The 18,427-nt window shown below is 72.1% G+C and carries 15 protein-coding genes and 2 pseudogenes; 8 read left to right on the forward strand and 9 right to left on the reverse strand.

What is annotated here, in order from left to right; translation table 11 throughout:
- The 4 genes from ACFPIH_RS31755 to ACFPIH_RS31770 form a co-directional block, all read right to left on the reverse strand.
- A partial coding sequence (locus ACFPIH_RS31755) for a 2-oxoglutarate dehydrogenase E1 subunit family protein (RefSeq protein ID WP_385877966.1) occupies positions 1 to 336 on the reverse strand: 336 nt, incomplete at its 3' end.
- Between the two features lie 313 nt (positions 337 to 649).
- Positions 650 to 1,762 (reverse strand): HAMP domain-containing sensor histidine kinase, encoded by a 1,113-nt coding sequence (locus ACFPIH_RS31760; RefSeq protein WP_381180652.1) that lies wholly within the window; start codon positions 1,760 to 1,762, stop codon positions 650 to 652.
- The gene (locus tag ACFPIH_RS31765; protein ID WP_133912456.1) at positions 1,759 to 2,499 is read right to left on the reverse strand and encodes a response regulator transcription factor; all 741 of its coding nucleotides are present in this window, start codon (positions 2,497 to 2,499) and stop codon (positions 1,759 to 1,761) included. Before ACFPIH_RS31765 ends, ACFPIH_RS31760 begins: the two co-directional genes overlap by 4 nt.
- 124 nt (positions 2,500 to 2,623) lie before the next feature.
- Positions 2,624 to 3,337, reverse strand: coding sequence for a spermine/spermidine synthase domain-containing protein (locus ACFPIH_RS31770; RefSeq protein ID WP_381180650.1), 714 nt, complete (start codon positions 3,335 to 3,337; stop codon positions 2,624 to 2,626).
- Positions 3,338 to 3,575: 238 nt separating this feature from the next.
- Here ACFPIH_RS31770 and ACFPIH_RS31775 point away from each other — a divergent pair, with 238 nt between their 5' ends.
- Positions 3,576 to 4,256 (forward strand): rhomboid-like protein, encoded by a 681-nt coding sequence (locus ACFPIH_RS31775; RefSeq protein ID WP_381180648.1) that lies wholly within the window; start codon positions 3,576 to 3,578, stop codon positions 4,254 to 4,256.
- Here the strand turns inward: ACFPIH_RS31775 and ACFPIH_RS31780 are convergent.
- The 3 genes and pseudogenes from ACFPIH_RS31780 to ACFPIH_RS31790 all read right to left on the reverse strand — a co-directional run.
- On the reverse strand, positions 4,253 to 5,734 hold the full coding sequence (locus tag ACFPIH_RS31780) for a sulfatase family protein (protein ID WP_381180646.1): 1,482 nt from the start codon (positions 5,732 to 5,734) through the stop codon (positions 4,253 to 4,255). The genes ACFPIH_RS31775 and ACFPIH_RS31780 overlap by 4 nt on opposite strands.
- Positions 5,735 to 5,867: 133 nt before the next feature.
- Positions 5,868 to 6,890, reverse strand: a complete 1,023-nt coding sequence (locus ACFPIH_RS31785; RefSeq protein ID WP_381180644.1) for a DUF5954 family protein — start codon at positions 6,888 to 6,890, stop codon at positions 5,868 to 5,870.
- Between the two features lie 245 nt (positions 6,891 to 7,135).
- Positions 7,136 to 7,471, reverse strand: a pseudogene (locus tag ACFPIH_RS31790) (GNAT family N-acetyltransferase); the annotation flags it as partial.
- 153 nt (positions 7,472 to 7,624) lie between these two features.
- Here ACFPIH_RS31790 and lon point away from each other — a divergent pair.
- Together lon and ACFPIH_RS31800 are read left to right on the forward strand one after the other, a co-directional pair.
- On the forward strand, positions 7,625 to 10,039 hold the full coding sequence (gene lon, locus ACFPIH_RS31795) for an endopeptidase La (RefSeq protein WP_381180643.1): 2,415 nt from the start codon (positions 7,625 to 7,627) through the stop codon (positions 10,037 to 10,039).
- A 185-nt stretch (positions 10,040 to 10,224) separates the two neighbouring features.
- The gene (locus tag ACFPIH_RS31800; RefSeq protein WP_381180641.1) at positions 10,225 to 10,704 is read left to right on the forward strand and encodes a MarR family winged helix-turn-helix transcriptional regulator; all 480 of its coding nucleotides are present in this window, start codon (positions 10,225 to 10,227) and stop codon (positions 10,702 to 10,704) included.
- A 25-nt stretch (positions 10,705 to 10,729) separates the two neighbouring features.
- On the opposite strand, the gene ACFPIH_RS31805 is transcribed toward ACFPIH_RS31800, so the two are convergent.
- A complete protein-coding gene (locus tag ACFPIH_RS31805) occupies positions 10,730 to 11,515 on the reverse strand; it encodes a hypothetical protein (protein WP_381180640.1) in 786 nt (261 codons plus the stop codon).
- Between the two features lie 369 nt (positions 11,516 to 11,884).
- On the opposite strand from ACFPIH_RS31805, the gene ACFPIH_RS31810 reads away from it, so the two are divergent.
- Genes ACFPIH_RS31810 through ACFPIH_RS31830 form a run of 5 tightly spaced genes read left to right on the forward strand, consistent with a single transcriptional unit; the run spans position 11,885 to position 17,432 of the window.
- Positions 11,885 to 14,584, forward strand: a complete 2,700-nt coding sequence (locus tag ACFPIH_RS31810; protein ID WP_381180638.1) for a sensor histidine kinase — start codon at positions 11,885 to 11,887, stop codon at positions 14,582 to 14,584.
- Positions 14,581 to 15,084, forward strand: coding sequence for a roadblock/LC7 domain-containing protein (locus ACFPIH_RS31815; RefSeq protein ID WP_381180636.1), 504 nt, complete (start codon positions 14,581 to 14,583; stop codon positions 15,082 to 15,084). The genes ACFPIH_RS31810 and ACFPIH_RS31815 overlap by 4 nt, the downstream gene beginning before the upstream one ends.
- Complete coding sequence (locus tag ACFPIH_RS31820) at positions 15,081 to 15,494, forward strand: DUF742 domain-containing protein (RefSeq protein WP_381180634.1); 414 nt, start codon at positions 15,081 to 15,083, stop codon at positions 15,492 to 15,494. The genes ACFPIH_RS31815 and ACFPIH_RS31820 overlap by 4 nt, the downstream gene beginning before the upstream one ends.
- Positions 15,475 to 16,131 carry a GTP-binding protein gene (locus tag ACFPIH_RS31825; RefSeq protein ID WP_381180632.1) on the forward strand — a complete coding sequence of 219 codons (657 nt, stop codon included), beginning with the start codon at positions 15,475 to 15,477 and terminating at the stop codon, positions 16,129 to 16,131. Before ACFPIH_RS31820 ends, ACFPIH_RS31825 begins: the two co-directional genes overlap by 20 nt.
- A 47-nt stretch (positions 16,132 to 16,178) precedes the next feature.
- Positions 16,179 to 17,432 carry a styrene monooxygenase/indole monooxygenase family protein gene (locus ACFPIH_RS31830; RefSeq protein WP_381180630.1) on the forward strand — a complete coding sequence of 418 codons (1,254 nt, stop codon included), beginning with the start codon at positions 16,179 to 16,181 and terminating at the stop codon, positions 17,430 to 17,432.
- 89 nt (positions 17,433 to 17,521) lie between these two features.
- Here the strand turns inward: ACFPIH_RS31830 and ACFPIH_RS31835 are convergent.
- Positions 17,522 to 18,319 (reverse strand): annotated as a pseudogene (locus ACFPIH_RS31835) (glycoside hydrolase); the annotation flags it as partial.
- Positions 18,320 to 18,427 lie beyond the last annotated feature (108 nt).

The raw sequence follows: 18,427 nt of genomic DNA on the forward strand, positions 1-18,427 counted from the left end.
CGGCGCAGGGGCGGCGGGGGCCGCCGGAGCCGCCACGGCGGCCGGGGCGGCGGGAGCGGCCTGCGCGGCCGGGGCGGCGGGCGCCGCGGCCGTGGTGGTGGTCCCTGCGGCCCCCGCGGCCGCAGTACCCGCCGGAGCCGAGGGCGCGGCGGCCCCTGGCTTGTAGTCGGCGAAGAAGTCCCACCAGGCACGGTCTACCGAATTCGGGTCCTGGAGGTACTGCTGATAGATCTCGTCGACGAGCCACTCGTTCGGCCCGAACGCGGCCGCGGGGTTCTTGCCCGCTTGGTCTGCGTCGGTCGAGATGTTCGAGTTACTGGGGGACTGTGGCGACACGGCGGCAACCGCCCTCTTCCGCTTCACAAGGTGATGGACAGCGGGAATTAAGGCTACGCCTCCAAGAGCACCAAGGTCAGGTCGAGCCGGTGCTTCGTCGCGTAAGTCACATCGGAAAGTGCGTTTCGGGGGTGGAAATGGCGGGAAACAAGCGCGGTTGCGGTCTGAAGACGATGCGTTGACGCAGGTAGGGCACACCAAACGGGCGGACTTTGTGCGAACCCGTGCCGACCTGGGCCGGGCAGCCGCCCCCTCACACGTGTCCGACAGCGCGAACGTCCGTGGATCTTGTGGCTCCGCTTCGCACTTTACGTCAACTTGGCAGAGATGGCTCTCCCGGAAGGGTGATAAGAATCCGGCAACCTCGATCAGATTCGGCCACCCCGATCCGGCCGCCGTGCAGATCCACCGCCCAGCGGGCGATGGCCAGGCCCAGTCCCGTGCCGCCGTCGCTGCCCGGACCGTGCGGCCTGCGGACGGCGCCCCGGTTGAAGCGCTCGAAGACCCGGCGCCACTCGGAGCGCGGAATGCCCGGCCCCTCGTCCATGACCTCCAGCTCCAGCGACTCCGCCTGCGGGCCGCGCCGCGCCCGGACCGTGACCCGGCCGTGCGGAGGGCTGTGCTTGACCGCGTTGTCGATCAGGTTCGCGACGACCTGGTGGATGCGCTCGGGGTCCGCGTGCGCGGTCAGTTCCGGCGGGAAGACGTCCAGGTGCAGATGGACGTCGGTGCGGGTGTGACTGCCGCCCGAGCCCATGGTCGCCCGAGCCGAGGCGACCATGTTGGCCTCCTTCAGCACGCCCGACAGATACGGCCACACCTCGAACCGCCGCCTGCGCAGCGGTACGACGCCGTTGTCGAGGCGGGAGAGGTCCAGCAGCGTCTCCACAAGCCGTCCGAGCCGCTCGGTCTGCTTCAGCGCCGTACGCATCGTCTCGGGGTCGGCCTCGGCGATGCCGTCGACCACGTTCTCCAGGACGGCGCGCAGACCCGCGATCGGGGTGCGCAGCTCGTGCGAGACGTTGGCCACCAGCTCCTTGCGCTGACGGTCCTGCGCCTCCAGCTCGTCCGCCATGACGTTGATCGTCTGGGCCAGGTCGCCCAGCTCGTCCCGGCGGTTCTCACGCACCCGGCGGGTGTAGTCGCCGTGCGAGATGGAGCGGGCGACCGTGTTCATCTCGTCCAGCGGCGCGGTGAGCGAATGGGCCACGAACTGCGTGATCAGCAGGGTGGCGATCATCGAGAAGACGGTGATGAAGCGCAGTTCCGTCTTGGTGTGCACCGCGATCATCGACAGACCGGTGGTGATCAGTACCGAGATGACGACCAGCGCGCCCAGCTTGGTCTTGATCGAGAACGGGCGCACTCCGCCCCAGGGCTCCCCGGGTCCGGGAGCGGGGCTTCTCGGTCCGTCCGCGCCGCTCATGGCGTAGGTGTCTCCAGCGCGTAGCCCACGCCGTGCACCGTGCGGATCCGCTCGGCGCCGATCTTCCGGCGCAGCGCCTTGATGTGGCTGTCGACCGTGCGGGTCCCGGAGGCGTCCGCCCAGTCCCAGACCTCGGCAAGCAGCTGCTCACGGGAGAGCACCGCGCGCGGGGTGTTCGCCAGGCAGACCAGCAGGTCGAACTCGGTGGGCGTGAGATGCACGTCCTCCGAGCGCACCCGCACCCGGCGCTGCGCGTGGTCGATCTCCAGCTCACCGAGGCGCAGGATCCCGCTGCGCGGCGTGGTGGCCGCGATGGCGGCCCGCTCCACCCGGCGCAGCAGCACATGCACGCGCGCGGCCAGCTCCCGCATCGAGAACGGCTTGGTCATGTAGTCGTCGGCGCCCACGCCGAGCCCGACCAGCATGTCGGTCTCGTCGTCGCGCGCGGTGAGCATCAGCACCGGCACCGGACGGGCGGCCTGCACTCTGCGGCAGACCTCCAGACCGTCGAAGCCGGGCAGCATGATGTCGAGGATCAGCAGATCGGGCTGCCAGGCCTCGGCGGTGTCGACGGCCGCGGGGCCGTCACCCGCCGTTTGCACGAGGAATCCCTCGGCGCGCAGGCGGGCCGCGATGGCATCGACGATCGTCGGGTCGTCCTCGACCACCAGGACGCGCCGCTGCGCGCCGGGGGTCGCCGTCGTCGTGCCATTGTGCGAGGTGTGTGTCGTCTCCATCGCCCGCCCCTGAGTGAGCTTTTCGGAACCAGTGGGGTGATCCCATGTTTGCGCATGACTGCGGTTGACGCGTAAATGATCGGCGTCACAGGGATGCAGCGTACGGGGAGTCACGGCGGCTTTGCTATCCAGGTCTTACGGCGAGGTGTACGACGTCGGGCACGCCTCGGGCAACGGGGATCTCTTCGGTACGCACCCGCTGGAACCCGGCATTTCTCAAGGTTCCCTCGAATTCCGGAGAGGGCTGCGCGGACCAGACGGCCAGTACGCCACCGGGTCTCAACACCCGCGCGCAGCCTGCGAGTCCGGCAGGCGAATACAGGCTTTCGTTGCCCTCGGTGACGGTCCAGCCCGGGCCGTTGTCGATGTCGAGGCACACCGCGTCGAACGTGTCGGATGTCTCACGGAGGTGGTCGAGCAGATCCGCCTCCACGACGTCCGTCCGCGGATCGGCGAGCGACCGCCCGGAAATCGCCGCCAGCGGCCCGTCCCGGTGCCAGTCGACGACGGCCCGCTCGCGCTCCACGACGGTGATCCGGCCCCACCGGGAACCGACGGCGTGTACGAGCGAGAACCCCACGCCCAGACCGCCGATCAGCAGGTCGGGGGCCTCGCGGTCACCGGGCAGGGCGCCCAGCGCGGCGTCGACGAGCAGGCGCTCCGAGCGCCCGTCGGAGGTGTCCATCAGGAAGCAGCCGTTGGCGATGATCTGGAGCAGTTCCCCGTGCCGGCGCAGCACCACTTCGCCGTAGGGACCCTCGCGACGGTCCAGAACCTCGGGGGTCTCGACGGGGGTCCGTAAAGGGCTCTCGAAGGGGATGTCGTGCGGGATGGTCATCGCCCCATCGTGGCATTTCCTTGACCGACTGTTGACGGAATTAAGAGGGGCCGGCCGGTCGCGGGTGAGGGCGGATGTGATGTTGACGTACTCCTGTGCGCCGATTGTGTGAGGGCCTGTGAATGTTCGGGGCTCCCTCAGAGTCTGCTGAGAATCGACCCCCGCGTGGCCCCGGTCACAGACAGCGGACAGCTCGGGCGCGAAGGCTTGGGAGGTGAAACGGAAGGAGTGCCTCTCAGTGGAACCCACGGTGGTCTCCGGCTCGCTGGACGGCATCCCCGCACAGCGCGCCCTCCGGCGGATCCCGGCGAGCCCCCGACGCCGGTTTCCCCGGATCCCCGTCCCCTTCACCCTCTCCTACGCCGCCGTCCTCGCCCTCACCTCCTACGTCGCCGCACACGCCGACCCCGCCCTCGTGCACGCCCTCCACCAGGGCTCCAGCACGGACGTGGCCCATCTGCTGCGCGAACCGGTACTCGTCCTGATCGCCAGCGCGCTGTGGGTGGCAGGTGGTTTCACCTCCCCCTTCGTGCTCGGCTTCCTCGTCGTCCTCACCGCGCTGGAGCGGCGCCTCGGCGGCACCCGGACTGCCGTCGTCTTCCTGGTCGGCCATGTCCTGGCCACCCTCGCGACCGAGGTCCCGGTAGGCCTCGCCGTCCTGGTGGGCGACCTCCCCGACAGCTCGCTCCACCGCCTCGACTACGGCATCAGCTTCGGCGTCGCCACGAGCGTGGGCGCCCTGGCGGGCCTGCTGCGCCCCTGGCTGCGCTGGCCGCTGCTCGCCGCGTTCGGCGGCATGCTGCTCCAGGACCTGATCGCCTTCACGGACCCGATGACCAACTGGGGCCACCTGATCGCCCTGGCGACAGGCATGGCCGCCTGGCCCCGGGTACGGCGCTGGCGCCGGGAGCGGGCCTAGCCGCTTCGGGCCGCCGCCAGCCCCCGGGCAAGCTCCCGCACGCCCAGACGGCGCTCCACCGCCGGAGACACCCCGTGCAGGAGGTTGGTCAGCTGGTAAGGGTCCGCGCGCAGGTCGTAGTACTCGCGGAAGACGACCTCGCCGCTGCCGCGCGGACGGCCGTCCGGGCCGAGGCGGCCCCGGTAGTACTCGGTGTACTGCTCGGTCTTCCCGATGTACGACGCCCAGTTGTGGACCGGCACCTTGTCCTGACGGTTCCACCACCACTCGGCGAGGAGGTGGTCGCGGTCGTTGCGGGCGTCGAGGAGGGAGTGCCCGTCGTGCGGGGTGTCGGGGGTGACGCCGGCCGCGGCGAGGAAGGTGGGCGCGATGTCGACATGGCAGGTGAGCCGGTCGTCCGTGGCGCCCCCGGCCGGCCCGCCGGCCGGCCATGACATCAGGAACGGCACCTCCAGGCTCGGCCGGTACGGCACCGACTTGCGCAGCCAGCCGTGGTCGCCCCAGCACAGCCCGTGGTCGCTGGTGAACAGCACCAGGGTGTTCTCCAGCTGGCCGAGCTCGCGCAGCTTGTCGTGGAAGTCGCCCATCGCGTCGTCCACGGAGAGCAGGGTGCGCAACTGCCGTTCGCGCAGGGCCCGGCCCTCGGCGAAGGAGTGGGCGGCCTCGCGGAGGTACGGCGGCTTGTCGCTCCGGTCGGTCTCGAAGACCGACGCGCGGCCCTGCCACTCCGGCACGCGCGTGTACGCGTACCTCTTCTCCGGGATGTTCACCTCGTGCGCCGCGCGCGTGGCGACGTACGCGAACCAGGGGCGGGAGTCCGTGCGGGACCGCTCGATGAAGGCGAGGGCGCGGTTCTTGATGACGGTGGTGTTGTAGCCGGGGATGGTGCGGACGGTTCCGCCGTCGTTGTAGTGGCCGTTGTCGTAGGCCACGGGTTCCTGCAGGAGCCACTCGTCGAAGTGGGGCGGGTTGTCGGCGGGGTGCCAGAAGTTGAGGTACTTGCCGAACAGGCCGGTGCGGTAGCCGGCCTCGCGCAGCCGCCGCTGGACGGTGGTGCGCTGGTCCAGGTGGTAGGGGTGGCGGGTGTCGAGGACGCCGTGGTGGTGGGCGTACCGGCCGGACATGATCGAGGCCCTGGAGGGCGCGCACAGCGGGGTGTTGGCGTGGGCGCGGGCGAAGGTGACGCCGTCGCGGCCGAGCCAGCCGAGGGTCCGGCGCAGCGCCCAGTCGGTCTCCTTGGGCTGGTCGTCGGTGAGGACGAACAGGATGTTCGGGCGGTCGTCGGAACGCGGGCGGGCACCTCGGCGGGTCGCGGGGGACGGGGTGACGGCGGCCTGGGGCCGTCCTTCGCCGCCGGCCCGGCTCGCGTGCACGGCGAGGGGGGTCGCGACGGCCGCCGCGCCGATCGCGGTGGCTCCGGCGAGGAGGGTGCGCCGGCTCGGCCGGCGGTCCGCACGCGTGTCGGATGTCCTGCTCATGCGCCCCCCGGACCCAGTCACTCACGTACTCGCTCACTCGCTGTGAATCGGCTTGCAGTGTGCGTGAGTTGCCTGTGAGTTCCGTTGCGGGCGCGTACCGAGGGCCTTGCGATGGTGTGGCGGTCGGCCGGGGTCAGTCGTCGTGCCGGACGGTGCCGTCCTCGCACAGGGTCGGGTGCAGCTTCATCGGCCCGTACTCGTCGACGTCGGTCGGCCGGGGCGGCTCCGGCCCGTCCGGGCCCATGCGGACCATCCGCTCGACCCGGCAGATCCGGAACAGCCGGTCCTCCACGCTCGCCTCGTCGGCCCGCCCGGCCGCCCGGAACTCCTCGGCCGCGTGCGCGTACCGGGCCGTGCGCCGCTCGTCGTAGCGGTGGAGCGTCGCCCACACGCCGGCCATCCCGTCGTACAGGGCGCGGCGCGCGTCGTGCGGGGTGGGGTGGAGGGAGCCGCACGGGGTCCAGCAGCCCAAGGCGCCGCGCTCGGCCACCGCGAAGCCCACGGGCAGCCGCACGACGTCCTCATGGGTGGCCGCCGCCCGCACGGAGTCCGCGCGCACCTCGGCGGGGAAGCGGGCGCCCGTGTACACGAAGTCGCGCAGGCCCAGCCGCAGCGCGCCCGCCATCGGACCCTCGTCCCGGCCCGGGTCGAGCACGAACCCGACATCCGGCGCCGGGGCCCGCCCACGCTCCTCCCACGACGGCACCGCCGGCTCCGGGTCGGTGGGCCGGGGTGGCTCCAGACCGTCGTCGCCGGTCCGGGCGAACTCGTCACCGCGCACGACCCGGTAGCGCACGCCCAGCGCCTCCACCTCGTCGGCCGGGTCCCGCTCCAGCACCGACACCGCCGCGAGCAGCGCGCGGCGCTCGGCCGGGTCGTCGGTGCGGTCCTTCGCCGTGAACCACAGATGCGAGTTCAGCCCGTCCCTGGCCTGCTGGGGCATGCCGTCCATCACCGGTTTCACCAGCCGCCAGTGCGGCTGCGCGGCGGACGGGTCGTGGGCGGCGACACCGAAGACGGGACCGCGCAGCGCGAGGTGCGGGTAGCGCCGGGACGCCTCGACGGCGTCCGCCTCCGTCACCCAGGCCACGGGGTCGTCCCGGCGGACCAGTTCGTCGTGCAGCGCGTCGAGCCGTCGCTTCCAGTCATCGGTCATGTGCGCATTGTCGTGGGGGCGAAGAGCGGCTTCGGGGTGATTTCCGTAAGTGGAGGGAGCGGGGTGAGGACAGCCTGTAGCAAGGAGGCACACCCGGTCGCGGACCACCCCCGGACGCGCCCCCCCGGGGCTCGCGGGGCCGGCCGCCGGCTCCGGCTCCACGGTCCGGGCGCCCCCCCGGGCTCCCTGGGGTCGGACGCCCGGTTCCCGCCCCACGGCCCGGACGCGCTCCCGGAGCCCCCGGGTCAGCCCGCTTCCGCTCCCGTGAACCGCGCGCTGGTCATGGGCGACACGACGCTCCAGCCGAGCGACCCGTACCGTGCCCGTCCCTGCGGTGACCCGGCCAGGACACCGGTCCGGGCGCCCTGTTCGGCGGCCGCGCGCTGGAGCGTGCGCATCACGAGGGTGCCGAGTCCGCGCCGGCGGTGCGCGGGGTCGGTCGCTATCCGGTCGGCGACCGCGGTCTCGCCGGTCGGCGCGATCTGGCCGCGCGCGGCCGGCGAGCCGTCGGGGGCGGCGATCATCGTGCGGATCACGCCGCCCCGCGACCAGGTGCGCTGCCGGTAGCCGTCGGGGACCGGGCCGGCCGGGGTGTCCGGGGTGTCATATCGCCCTTCCTGTTCGTCGTGGTTCGTCGTGATCGCCCACAGCGAACGTCGCGGGGGGCGGGGAACAATCGCGGGCGCCCGTGCATTGAGTCGGCATAGCTCAACTTGACTGCCTAAGGGGAGATCATGGCTTCGACGTCCACATCGCTCACTCTGCCCGTGCTGCCCCTCGACGACGAGGTCGTGCTCCCCGGCATGGTGGTTCCGCTGGACCTCAATGACACCGATGTGCGCGCCGCCGTGGAGGCCGCGCAGGCCGCCGCCCGTTCCGGGGGCGGAAAGCCGCGGGTGCTGCTCGTGCCGCGCATCGACGGGACGTACGCGAGCACCGGTGTGCTCGGTACCGTCGAACAGGTCGGCCGGCTGGCCGACGGCGACCCGGGCGCGCTGATCCGTGGCCGCGGGCGCGTGCAGATCGGCGCCGGGACGACCGGTCCGGGCGCGGCACTCTGGGTCGAGGGCCTCCGCATCGACGAGTCCGTGCCCGAGCCGCTGCCGGGTCAGGTCGCCGAACTCGTCAAGGAGTACAAGGCCCTGGCCACCGCCTGGCTGCGCAAGCGCGGCGCCTGGCAGGTCGTCGACCGGGTCCAGGCCATCGACGACGTCTCCGCGCTCGCCGACAACTCCGGCTACTCGCCCTTCCTGACCACCGAGCAGAAGGTCGAGCTCCTGGAGACCGCCGACCCGGTGGCTCGACTCAAGCTCGCCACCCAGCAGCTGCGCGACCACCTCGCCGAGCAGGACGTGGCCGAGACCATCGCCAAGGACGTCCAGGAAGGCGTCGACAAGCAGCAGCGGGAGTTCCTGCTGCGCCGCCAGCTGGAAGCCGTACGCAAGGAGCTGCGCGAGCTCAACGGCGAGCAGGAGGGCGAGGAGTCCGACGACTACCGCACCCGTGTGGAGGCCGCCGACCTGCCCGAGAAGGTCCGCGAGGCCGCCCTCAAGGAGGTCGACAAGCTGGAGCGGTCCAGCGACCAGTCGCCCGAGGGCTCCTGGATCCGGACCTGGCTGGACACCGTCCTCGAACTGCCGTGGAACGAACGCACCGAGGACGAGTACGACATCCAGGGCGCCCAGCGCGTGCTCGACGCCGAGCACGCCGGTCTGGAGGACGTGAAGGAGCGCATCACCGAGTACCTGGCGGTGCGCAAGCGGCGCAGCGAGCGCGGCCTGGGGGTCGTGGGCGGACGGCGCGGCGGTGCCGTGCTGGCCCTCGTCGGCCCGCCCGGTGTCGGCAAGACCTCGCTCGGCGAGTCCGTCGCGCACGCGATGGGGCGGAAGTTCGTCCGGGTCGCCCTCGGCGGCGTCCGTGACGAGGCCGAGATCCGCGGCCACCGGCGTACGTACGTCGGTGCGCTGCCCGGCCGGATCGTGCGCGCGATCAAGGAGGCCGGGTCGATGAACCCGGTGGTCCTGCTCGACGAGATCGACAAGGTCGGCTCCGACTTCCGGGGCGACCCGGCGGCCGCCCTGCTGGAAGTGCTGGACCCGGCGCAGAACCACACCTTCCGGGACCACTACCTGGAGGTGGAGCTGGACCTGTCGGACGTCGTCTTCCTGGCCACCGCCAACGTCCTGGAGGCCATCCCGGAGGCCCTGCTCGACCGTATGGAGCTGGTCCGCCTCGACGGCTACACCGAGGACGAGAAGGTCGTCATCGCCCGTGACCACCTGCTCCCGCGCCAGCTGGAGCGGGCCGGCCTGAACCGGGACGAGGTCGTCCTGGAGGAGAGCGCGCTGCGCAAGCTGGCCGGCGAGTACACCCGCGAGGCGGGCGTGCGCACCCTGGAGCGGTCCATCGCGCGGCTGCTGCGCAAGGTCGCCGCCCAGCACGAACTGGGCGAGCGGAAGCTGCCGTTCACCATCACCGACGAGGATCTGCGCGGGCTCATCGGACGCCCGCACCATGTGCCCGAGGCGGCCCAGGACCCGGCCGAGCGCCGTACGGCCGTGCCGGGCGTCGCGACCGGGCTCGCGGTCACCGGCGCCGGCGGAGACGTCCTCTACGTCGAGGCCTCCCTGGCCGACCCGGAGACGGGCGCGGCGGGACTGACCCTGACCGGTCAGCTCGGCGACGTGATGAAGGAGTCGGCGCAGATCGCGCTGAGCTTCCTGCGGTCGCGCGGCGCGGAGCTGGAGCTGCCCGTCGGCGACCTGAAGGACCGGGGCGTGCACATCCACTTCCCGGCGGGCGCGGTCCCCAAGGACGGCCCGAGCGCCGGCGTCACGATGACGACGGCCCTGGCGTCCCTGCTGTCCGGCCGCCTGGTCCGCACGGACGTGGCGATGACCGGCGAGGTGTCCCTGACCGGGCGGGTGCTGCCGATCGGCGGCGTCAAGCAGAAGCTTCTCGCCGCCCACCGCGCGGGAGTGACGACCGTCGTCATTCCCAAGCGCAACGAGCCCGACCTGGACGACGTCCCGGCGGAGGTGCTGGAGAAGCTCGACGTCCACGCCGTCACGGACGTCCGCCAGGTCCTCGAGCTGGCGCTCGCGCCCGCCACGAACGGCGCGAAGCCGGAGGTTCCGGTAGCGGCGTGACGGACGCGACCGGAAGATGAAGACGAAGGCCCGGCCCCCGCGAGGGAACGCCGGGCCTTCGCCGCACACCGGGGCGGTGGGGGAGTCGGCGGGTCTGGGGCGGCGACGCCGGGTCGCGGCTGCGGAATACTTAGTGAGCTGCGGCGATGGCGGGCGACCGGTGGAAACGGAACAGGAGTGCTGACGTGCACGAGACGGAGAACGGCGGGGCGTCGCCGCGCGGAGTCGAGCAGGGCGACCGGGAGTTCCTCTCCCTGGAGCGGGAGCTGACGGTGCTGCTGCGCCGCGCCCGCGCCAACCAGGGCGAGATGGCCCGCGAGGTCCACCCCGACCTGGAGTCCGCCGCGTACGGCCTGCTCGTCCGGCTGGAGGAGTGCGGGCGGCAGCGCGCCACCGAACTGGCCGCCTACATCGGCGTCGGCAAGGCCACCATGTCCCGCCAGCTGCGCGCCCTGGAACAGCTCGGCCTGGTCGCCCGCGCCCCCGATCCGGCGGACGGCCGTGCCTGGCTCGTCGACCTCACCGAGGAGGGCCGCACCCGGGTGCGCCGGGTCCGCGAGGCCCGCCGTGAGCGGTACGTCAGCCACTTCTACGACTGGGACCGCAAGGAGATCGCGGAACTGGCCCGGCTGCTGGAACAGCTGAACAGGGGCATGGAGAAGTAGTCTCCGGCGGTCCCGGGGATCTGCTCTACAGCTCCGCGTACACCGCCGTCGCGTCGTCGTGCGGCTTCGCCCGCCCCAGGAACGCCCGGGCGCCGTCCGCCCGCTCCAGGAGCCGCACCCGCTCCACCAGAGCGCGCGTCCCCTCGTCGCGGACGAGGGCGAACAGCTCCGCCCAGTCGCCCTCCCGGAATGTCTCGGTCCAGCGCGTCGCACCGTCCGTCAGCGCGGCCAGGGCCCGGACCCCGGCGCGCGGCACGCTCCCCGTCACCGCCCGCCCGGCCACCGAGGGATCCGCCGCGGCCGTGAAGAAGCCGCCCTCCCGGTTGCGCAGCGTGCCGTCGACCTCCGCGGCGCTTCTCAGCCGCTCGCGCGGCACCCGGGCCAGCCGGTCGTCGAGGACCGGCGTGACCGTGCCGTCGGGGGCGCCGAGCAGCAGCGCCGCGTCGGACAGGACCAGGTACTCCACGGTCTCCGCCGACCAGCGGGCGACGGCCACCGTCGCCTGGGGCGTTCGCGGGTGAGAAAGGTCACAGGTTTCGGCATGGGCGTCGGCGGTACGCGCAATGGCGAGGGAAAGGACCCCGGCCAGCGGAACATCCGTGAACGAAACGGCCAGTTCGGTCAGGGCCCCGCCCAGCCGTGCTGTGAACCAGGGAACCGAATGCAGACAGCCCCCGCCGTCCCCGGGCGGTGTCACCCCGTCGAGGACGACGACCGAACCGCCCTGTCCGCAGGCGGGAAGTCCGACACTCGCGAAGTCCTCGTTGGGGCGGGCCGGATCGCCCGGCTCCGAGACAAGTTCCGTACGCATCCGGCCAGTCTGCACGACCCCTTCACAGCGTTCGCGAAAGGCTCGCATCGACCCCCGAACTCCCGTGGCAGCGCAGGTCAGACGCCTGTTTTAGGTAGGAATAAAGGGCTCCGGGAACGTGTGGTGGCGAATATTCTCAAAGCGCGCCCGTCACGTCCAACCGGCCCGCCCCGCAAGGGCGCAGCGCACGCCAGAGGAACTTGCCCGCCAACTCCCCTCCGATGTTCACTCCTTCGGGTGGCGGGGCAGGCGATGCGCGACCCCCGCCCACCGGCACTGGGAGGGTCGGGGACCGAACCGGACGTACACCGTAATTGACGGATCGTCACATCCGGCCCATGGGTACACGAGTCAGGAATGCGAGCACCGGTGCAGAAGACGCGGCCTCGGCGCACAGGCAGCAAGACGGCCTCCGAGGGGGGCGCGGAGCGCACCCCTGTCGGCAAGGGCCGTCCGACCCATGTACGCAACCGGCTGATCGTCGCCGTGGCCGTGGTGGCCGCGGCCATCGCCGGTGCCGGGACCCCCGGCGTCCTCGCCGCCTCCGGGCAGCTGAAGGACTCCCAGGACCTGGTCACCCTGGCCGAACAGACCCAGGACGCCCTGGTCCTCGCCCAGTCGGTGGCGGACGAGCGGGACGAGGTCACCACCTTCGTCGCGGCCGGCCGCCCCAAGTCCGCCACGCCCTCCGCCGACGGCAGCGCCCGCGTGGACCGGCAGGCCCGCGAGCTGACCGCCGAGGCCGATGTCTCCGCCACGCTGCGCGAGGCCCTCGACTCCCTCGCCTCCGTGCGCGCCTCCGCGCTCACCGGCAAGGGCACCGCCCTGGAGGCGCACCAGGCCTACTCCAAGGTCATCGCCGCGCTGCACGGCCTCGCCGACCGGCTCGCCGAGCAGATGCCGCCCCGTGCGGGCTCCGGCGCACAAGCCCTCGCCGAGCTCGACACCGCCGTACAGCAGGCCGCCGCGACCCGCGGGTTGCTGCTCGCCGCGCTGAACGTGCCCACGACCACCCGGTCCGTCTACGACCCCACCACCGGTCGGACGGCCGACGAGAAGGTCACCACCAAGGCCGACACCGAGCAGCGCAACGCCCTCACGGCCGCCGCCCAGCAGTCCCGGGTGCGCTCCGACGCGGCCCTCACCGAGTTCCGGGAGACCGCGCCCGAGAAGACGGTGGACTCCTACGACTCCACGGTCACCGGCGGCGACGTCGACGGCGCCGAGAAGTACCTGACCGCCCTCACCGGCCAGCCGACGCTCGGCGACGACGAACTCGGTGTGAACGTCAAGAAGGTGGACACGGCGCTCACCGCCCGCGTCGACCTGATGCGCGGCGCGGAGTCCTCGTTCTACGACCACCGCACCAAGGATCTCGCCCAGCTGCGCGACGACGACGTCACCGCGCTGGAGATCCAGGTCGCCCTGCTCGGCGCCATCATGCTGCTGGCCGTCGTCGTCACCACCGGCATGGCCCGCAGCCTCACCTTCCCGCTGTCCGTGCTGCGCCGCGGTTCCGCCCGGCTCGCCGAGGCCGAGAACCCGGTGGAGGCGGAGCCGGTCCGGTTCACCGGCCGCAACGACGAGTTCGCCCAGGTCGTCCGCTCGGTCAACGCCCTGCACGCGCACGCCGTCGCCCTCCACGAGCGCGTCACCACGCTGGAGTCCGACCGCAAGCACCTCGTCGGCCAGCGCCAGAACATGGCCGACGCCCGCGAGGGCATGCGCTCCGAACTCGCCGAGTCCATGGGCCAGTTGGAGCGGCTGCGCGGAGCCATCGGCGGCAGCTTCGTCAACCTGGCCCTGCGCACCCTCGGCCTCGTGGAACGGCAACTCGCCGTCATCGAGACCCTGGAGGAGCGCGAGCAGGACCCCGACCGGCTCGCCACCCTCTTCAAACTCGACCACTTCGCCACGGTCATGCGCCGCCACAGCGAGAACCTCCTCGTCCTGGCCGGCACCGAACACGTCCAGCAACACCCGGGCCCGGTCCCGCTGGTGGACGTGGTCCGGGCGGCCGTCAGTGAGATCGAGCGCTACGAGCGCGTCCGTATCGCCGCCCTGCCCCCGCACGCGCACGTGGCCGGCTTCGCCGCCGACGACCTCAGCCACCTCCTCGCCGAACTCATGGAGAACGCCACCTCGTTCTCCCCGCCGGACCTCCCCGTCGAGATCTCCGGCTGGCTCCTGGAGAACGGTGAGGTCATGCTCTCCGTCCAGGACGAGGGCATCGGCGTCGACGAGGAACGGCTGGCCCGGCTCAACGCCCGCCTCGCCGAGTTCGAGCCGGACAACCCCTACGAGCAGGAGGGCGAGGACGGTCTCGGCCTCGGCCTGTACGTCGTGGCCCGGCTCGCCCAACGGCACGCGGTGCGGGTGCAGTTGCGCGACCAGAAGCAGGGCGGGACGGCGGCCGTGGTGGTCCTGCCGACCCCGCTCCTTGCCGTGCCCTCGGCCGCCGCGGTCCCCGCGACCGCGCCGGCCTCCGCCGCGAACCAGGTGTTCACCCTGCCGGGCGCGGACGCGGAGGCCAACTCCAATGTCCTGCCGGGGCGTTCGAAGAGCACCGCCGACCCGCTGGTGACGCTCGCCGAGAAGGCCGTACGCGAAGCCGGGGAAACGGCGCAGGAGACGGCGCAGGAGACGGCCGCGGAACCGGCGGGGCCGATGCCGGAGGAACCAGCGTCGGAACAGTCCTCCGCCGAGCTGACGATGGAACTCCTGCTGCCGCGTCCGCAGGACGTGGTCCACGAAGACGACGACGTACACGAGCGCGCTCCGGACGAGCCGGAGGAACTCGTCACCGACAAGGGCCTGCCCAAGCGCACCCCCAAGATCACCACACCCGCCCAGGCGCCGCACCGGCGGCCGGGATCCGTCGACGCCGACGCCCTCCGCCGCCGTCTGGGCGGCTTCCGCCGGGGGGCGGAGGCCGGCTATCGCGACGTGGAAGCAGAGATCGCCGATCGAACGGGCCAGAACAGGGTTCCGTCACCTCAAGCACCTCAAGACGCACACGCACATGCCGAAAAAGACACGGGGGGCACAGTCGAGGAGGCAAGCAGTTGACCGCGCCGAGTACCTTCGGACTGAGCAGTGAAGCCCGTAACCTGCACTGGCTCTTGACCAACCTCGTGGAGGAGGTGCCGGGCATCCAGTCCGTCGCGGTCGTGTCCTCCGACGGCCTGTTGCTCCTCTCCTCCGACCCGGGCCGCAACAGCGAGGCCCGCCAGGCGCAGGGCGGCAAACCCACCGGCCCGCGCGGCTCCGCCGCCGACCTCGCCACCATCGTCTCCGGCATCGGCAGCCTCACCATCGGCGCCGCGAAGCTCATGGAGTCCGGCGGGGTGAAGCACACCATGGTCGCCATGGAACACGGCAGCCTCTTCGTGATGTCGATCAGCGACGGCTCCCTGCTCGGCGTCCACGGCTCCGCCGACTGCGACATGAGCGTGGTGGCGTACCACATGGCCCTGTTCGTGGGCCGCGCCGGACACGTCCTGACCCCCGAACTCCGCAGTGAGCTACGGGCGTCACTGGAGCAGGAGCCGTCGGGGAGCGCCCGATGACCGACGCCCCCAAGCAGCAGCTCCCCGTCCGCGGCGGCGACCGCAGGCCGGCCCGGGTGCGCCCCTACTCGCTGACCGGCGGCCGGACCCGCTTCGGCCACGTCCTCCTCGTGGAGACCTTCGTGGCCGCCCTGGAGGCCCCGGACGAGCGCAGGGAACTGACGAACGGCTCGCTGAAGACCACCGTCATGCCGGAGCTGCGCGCCATCGTCGAACTGTGCCGCCGGATGCGCACGGTGGCCGAGATCGCCGCGCTGCTGAAGATGCCGCTCGGCGTGGTCCGCGTGCTCCTCAGCGACCTCGCGGACCAGGGAAAGATCCGTGTGTACGGCACCGGTACCGCCCACGGTACGGGCCGTCCCGACCGCGCTCTGCTGGAAAGGGTGCTGAGTGGACTCCGTCGTCTCTGACGTCGCCTCCTCCTCCGTCGGCGGCGTCGCCCCGCTCGTCGACGTCGAAACCGACGAGAACCTGAAGTCCTGGCAGACGGACCGCACCCGGGCCCCCATCGCCACGAAGATCGTGGTGGCGGGCGGCTTCGGCGTCGGCAAGACCACACTGGTGTCCACCGTCTCGGAGATCACGCCCCTGCAGACCGAGGCGCTGATGACCGAGGCGAGCACGGAGACCGACGACCTCAGCGCCACGCCCGCCAAGCTGACCACCACCGTGGCCATGGACTACGGCCGGCTCACGCTCGACGACGACCTGGTGCTCTACCTGTTCGGCACGCCGGGCCAGCAGCGGTTCTGGTTCATGTGGGACGACCTGGTACGCGGCGCGATCGGCGCGGTCGTGCTCGCCGACACCCGCCGCCTGAAGGACTCCTTCCCCGCGCTGGACTACTTCGAGAGCTGCGGGATGCCGTACGTCGTCGCCGTCAACCACTTCGACGGCAGCGAGCTGTTCGAGCCGCAGGACGTGCGGGAGGCGCTCTCCGTCCCCGCGCACATACCTGTCATGATCATGGATGCGCGGCGCCGGATCTCGGTGATCGAGACCCTCCTGGCCCTGGTGGGCCACGCGCTCGACGAAACCCCCGAGTAACGCCCCGAGGCCCGCAAGGCTTCGAGGCCCTTCAAGGAGTCCCCCGCATGCGGAAGATACTCGTCGTCGGAGCCGGCCAGTCCGGTCTCCAGCTCGCCCTCGGCCTCCAGTCGAACGGGTACGAGGTCACCCTGATGTCCAACCGGACGGCGGACGAGATCCGCTCCGGTCGGGTCATGTCGACGCAGTGCATGTTCCACACCGCCCTCCAGCACGAGCGCGACCTCCAGCTGAACTTCTGGGAGTCCCAGGCCCCGAAGATCGCCGGACTCGGCGTCTCGGTCGCGGCCCCCGGCTCGCACGACCCGGGCCCGACGCAGCGCGCCATCGACTGGGTGGGCACCCTCGACGGCTTCGCGCAGTCCGTCGACCAGCGCGTGAAGATGGCCGGCTGGATGGAGATCTTCGCCCAGCGCGGCGGCCAGCTCGTCATCCACGGCGCGGCCGTCTCCGACCTCGACTACTTCTCCCGCGCCTACGACCTCGTCCTGGTCTCGGCGGGCAAGGGCGAGCTGGTGTCGATGTTCGCCCGCGACCCCGAGCGCTCCCCGTACACCGAGCCGCAGCGCGCCCTCGCCGTCTCCTACGTCCACGGTCTGGGCCCGCGCCCCGAGCACCCGGACACGGAAGCGGTCCGCTGCAACCTCGTCCCCGGCGTCGGCGAACTCTTCGTCATGCCGACGTTCACCACCTCCGGCCGCGCCGACATCCTCTTCTGGGAGGGCATACCCGGCGGCCCCCTCGATGTCTTCAACGGCGTGAAGGACCCGGCCGAGCACCTCTCCCTGACCCTGGGACTCATGGAGAAGTTCACGCCGTGGGAGTACGCGCGCGCCACGAAGGCCGAACTGACCGACGCCGGCGGCACGCTGGCCGGCCGCTACGCGCCCACCGTCCGCAACCCCGTCGGCCGCCTCCCCGGCGGCGGACTGGTCCTCGGCGTCGCGGACGTCGTCGTCGCCAACGACCCGATCACCGGCCAGGGTTCCAACTCCGCCGCCAAGTGCGCGGCCGCGTACCTCGACTCGATCCTCGAGCACGGCGAGAAGGAGTTCGACGAGGAGTGGATGCGGGCGACCTTCGACCGCTACTGGAACACCGCGCAGTACGTCACCAAGTGGACGAACGCGATGCTCGGGCCGCCGCCGGAGCACATCGTGAACCTGCTGGGCGCGGCCGGCCAGCTCCCGCCGGTGGCTGATCGTTTCGCCAACGCCTTCAACGACCCGGCGGACTTCGAGAACTTCTTCTACGAGCCCGAGAAGACGGCCGCCTACCTGACCTCGGTCACGGGAGCCTGACGGCGGCCGGATGCCCCGGTGTTCTCCGGACGTACGGCTCCGAGGGCGGGGTGGGAGGCGATCGGGGAGATCCTGATCGTCCCTCCCGCCAGTTCGGTGATCGCGGCGAGCTGTGCGGCGGTCAGGGAGGCCAGGAGTTCCTCGACGTCGTCGAGGCGCCGGCGGACGTCGTCCCGCTGCTTCCCGGTCCGCTCGGCGAGGGTGAGCTGCCGGTCCAGGGCGGTGCGGGCGGCGCGGGCCAGCTCGTCGGCCCGGCGCTCCCGGCCCGCGAGCCGCCCCACCGTCTCGACCCGCTCCCGCGCCAACTGCCCGATCACATGCCCCTGGTCCAGGGCCTGCTGCGGATCGCGGGCCAGCAGCAGCCGTACGTAGGGGGAGATGTCGGTGCTGCCCTGGTACTGCTGCCGGGCCAGCCGCCCGGCCGCGCCCCGGCTCTCGTGCAGGGTCAGCCGGGCCTTCGCCAGAGCCGCGTCCAGCCGCCCGGTCTCGGCCCGCCGCCTAGTCAGCTCCTCCTCGGTCGCGTGGTAGGCCTCGGCGGCCCGTTCCGCCTCCCGGCACAGCCGCCGAAGATCCGTCAGCAGCTCGGCGACGGTCCGTGTGCCGGGTGCCGGCGGTTGCTCCGCTACGGCGACGGTCCGTGTGCCGGGTGCCGGCGGTTGCTCCGGTGCGGCGGCGGTCCGTGTGCCGGGTGCCGGCGGTTGCTCCGGTACGGCGGCGGTCCGTGTGCCGGGTGCCGGCGGTTGCTCCGGTGCGGCGGCGGTCCGTGTGCCGGGTGCCGGCGGTTGCTCCGCTACGGCGACGGCGGTGCCGGGGGCCAGCAGGGACCCGCAGGCCAACGCCGCCGCCGTGGCGACCGTACAGGCCAGACGCGGCAGCCTTCCTGACACGTCATCACCTCCGCCGCGGGGGAGGCGCCCGGGTGGCGGCTCCGGCCCGCAGGCCGAGCATGGGGCGTGCGGACGCGCGGCGCGCGCCGGGCGTGCGCGGTTCGGCGC

The organism is Streptomyces vulcanius, assembly GCF_042653945.1.
GTDB classification, from domain to species: domain Bacteria; phylum Actinomycetota; class Actinomycetes; order Streptomycetales; family Streptomycetaceae; genus Streptomyces; species Streptomyces mangrovi.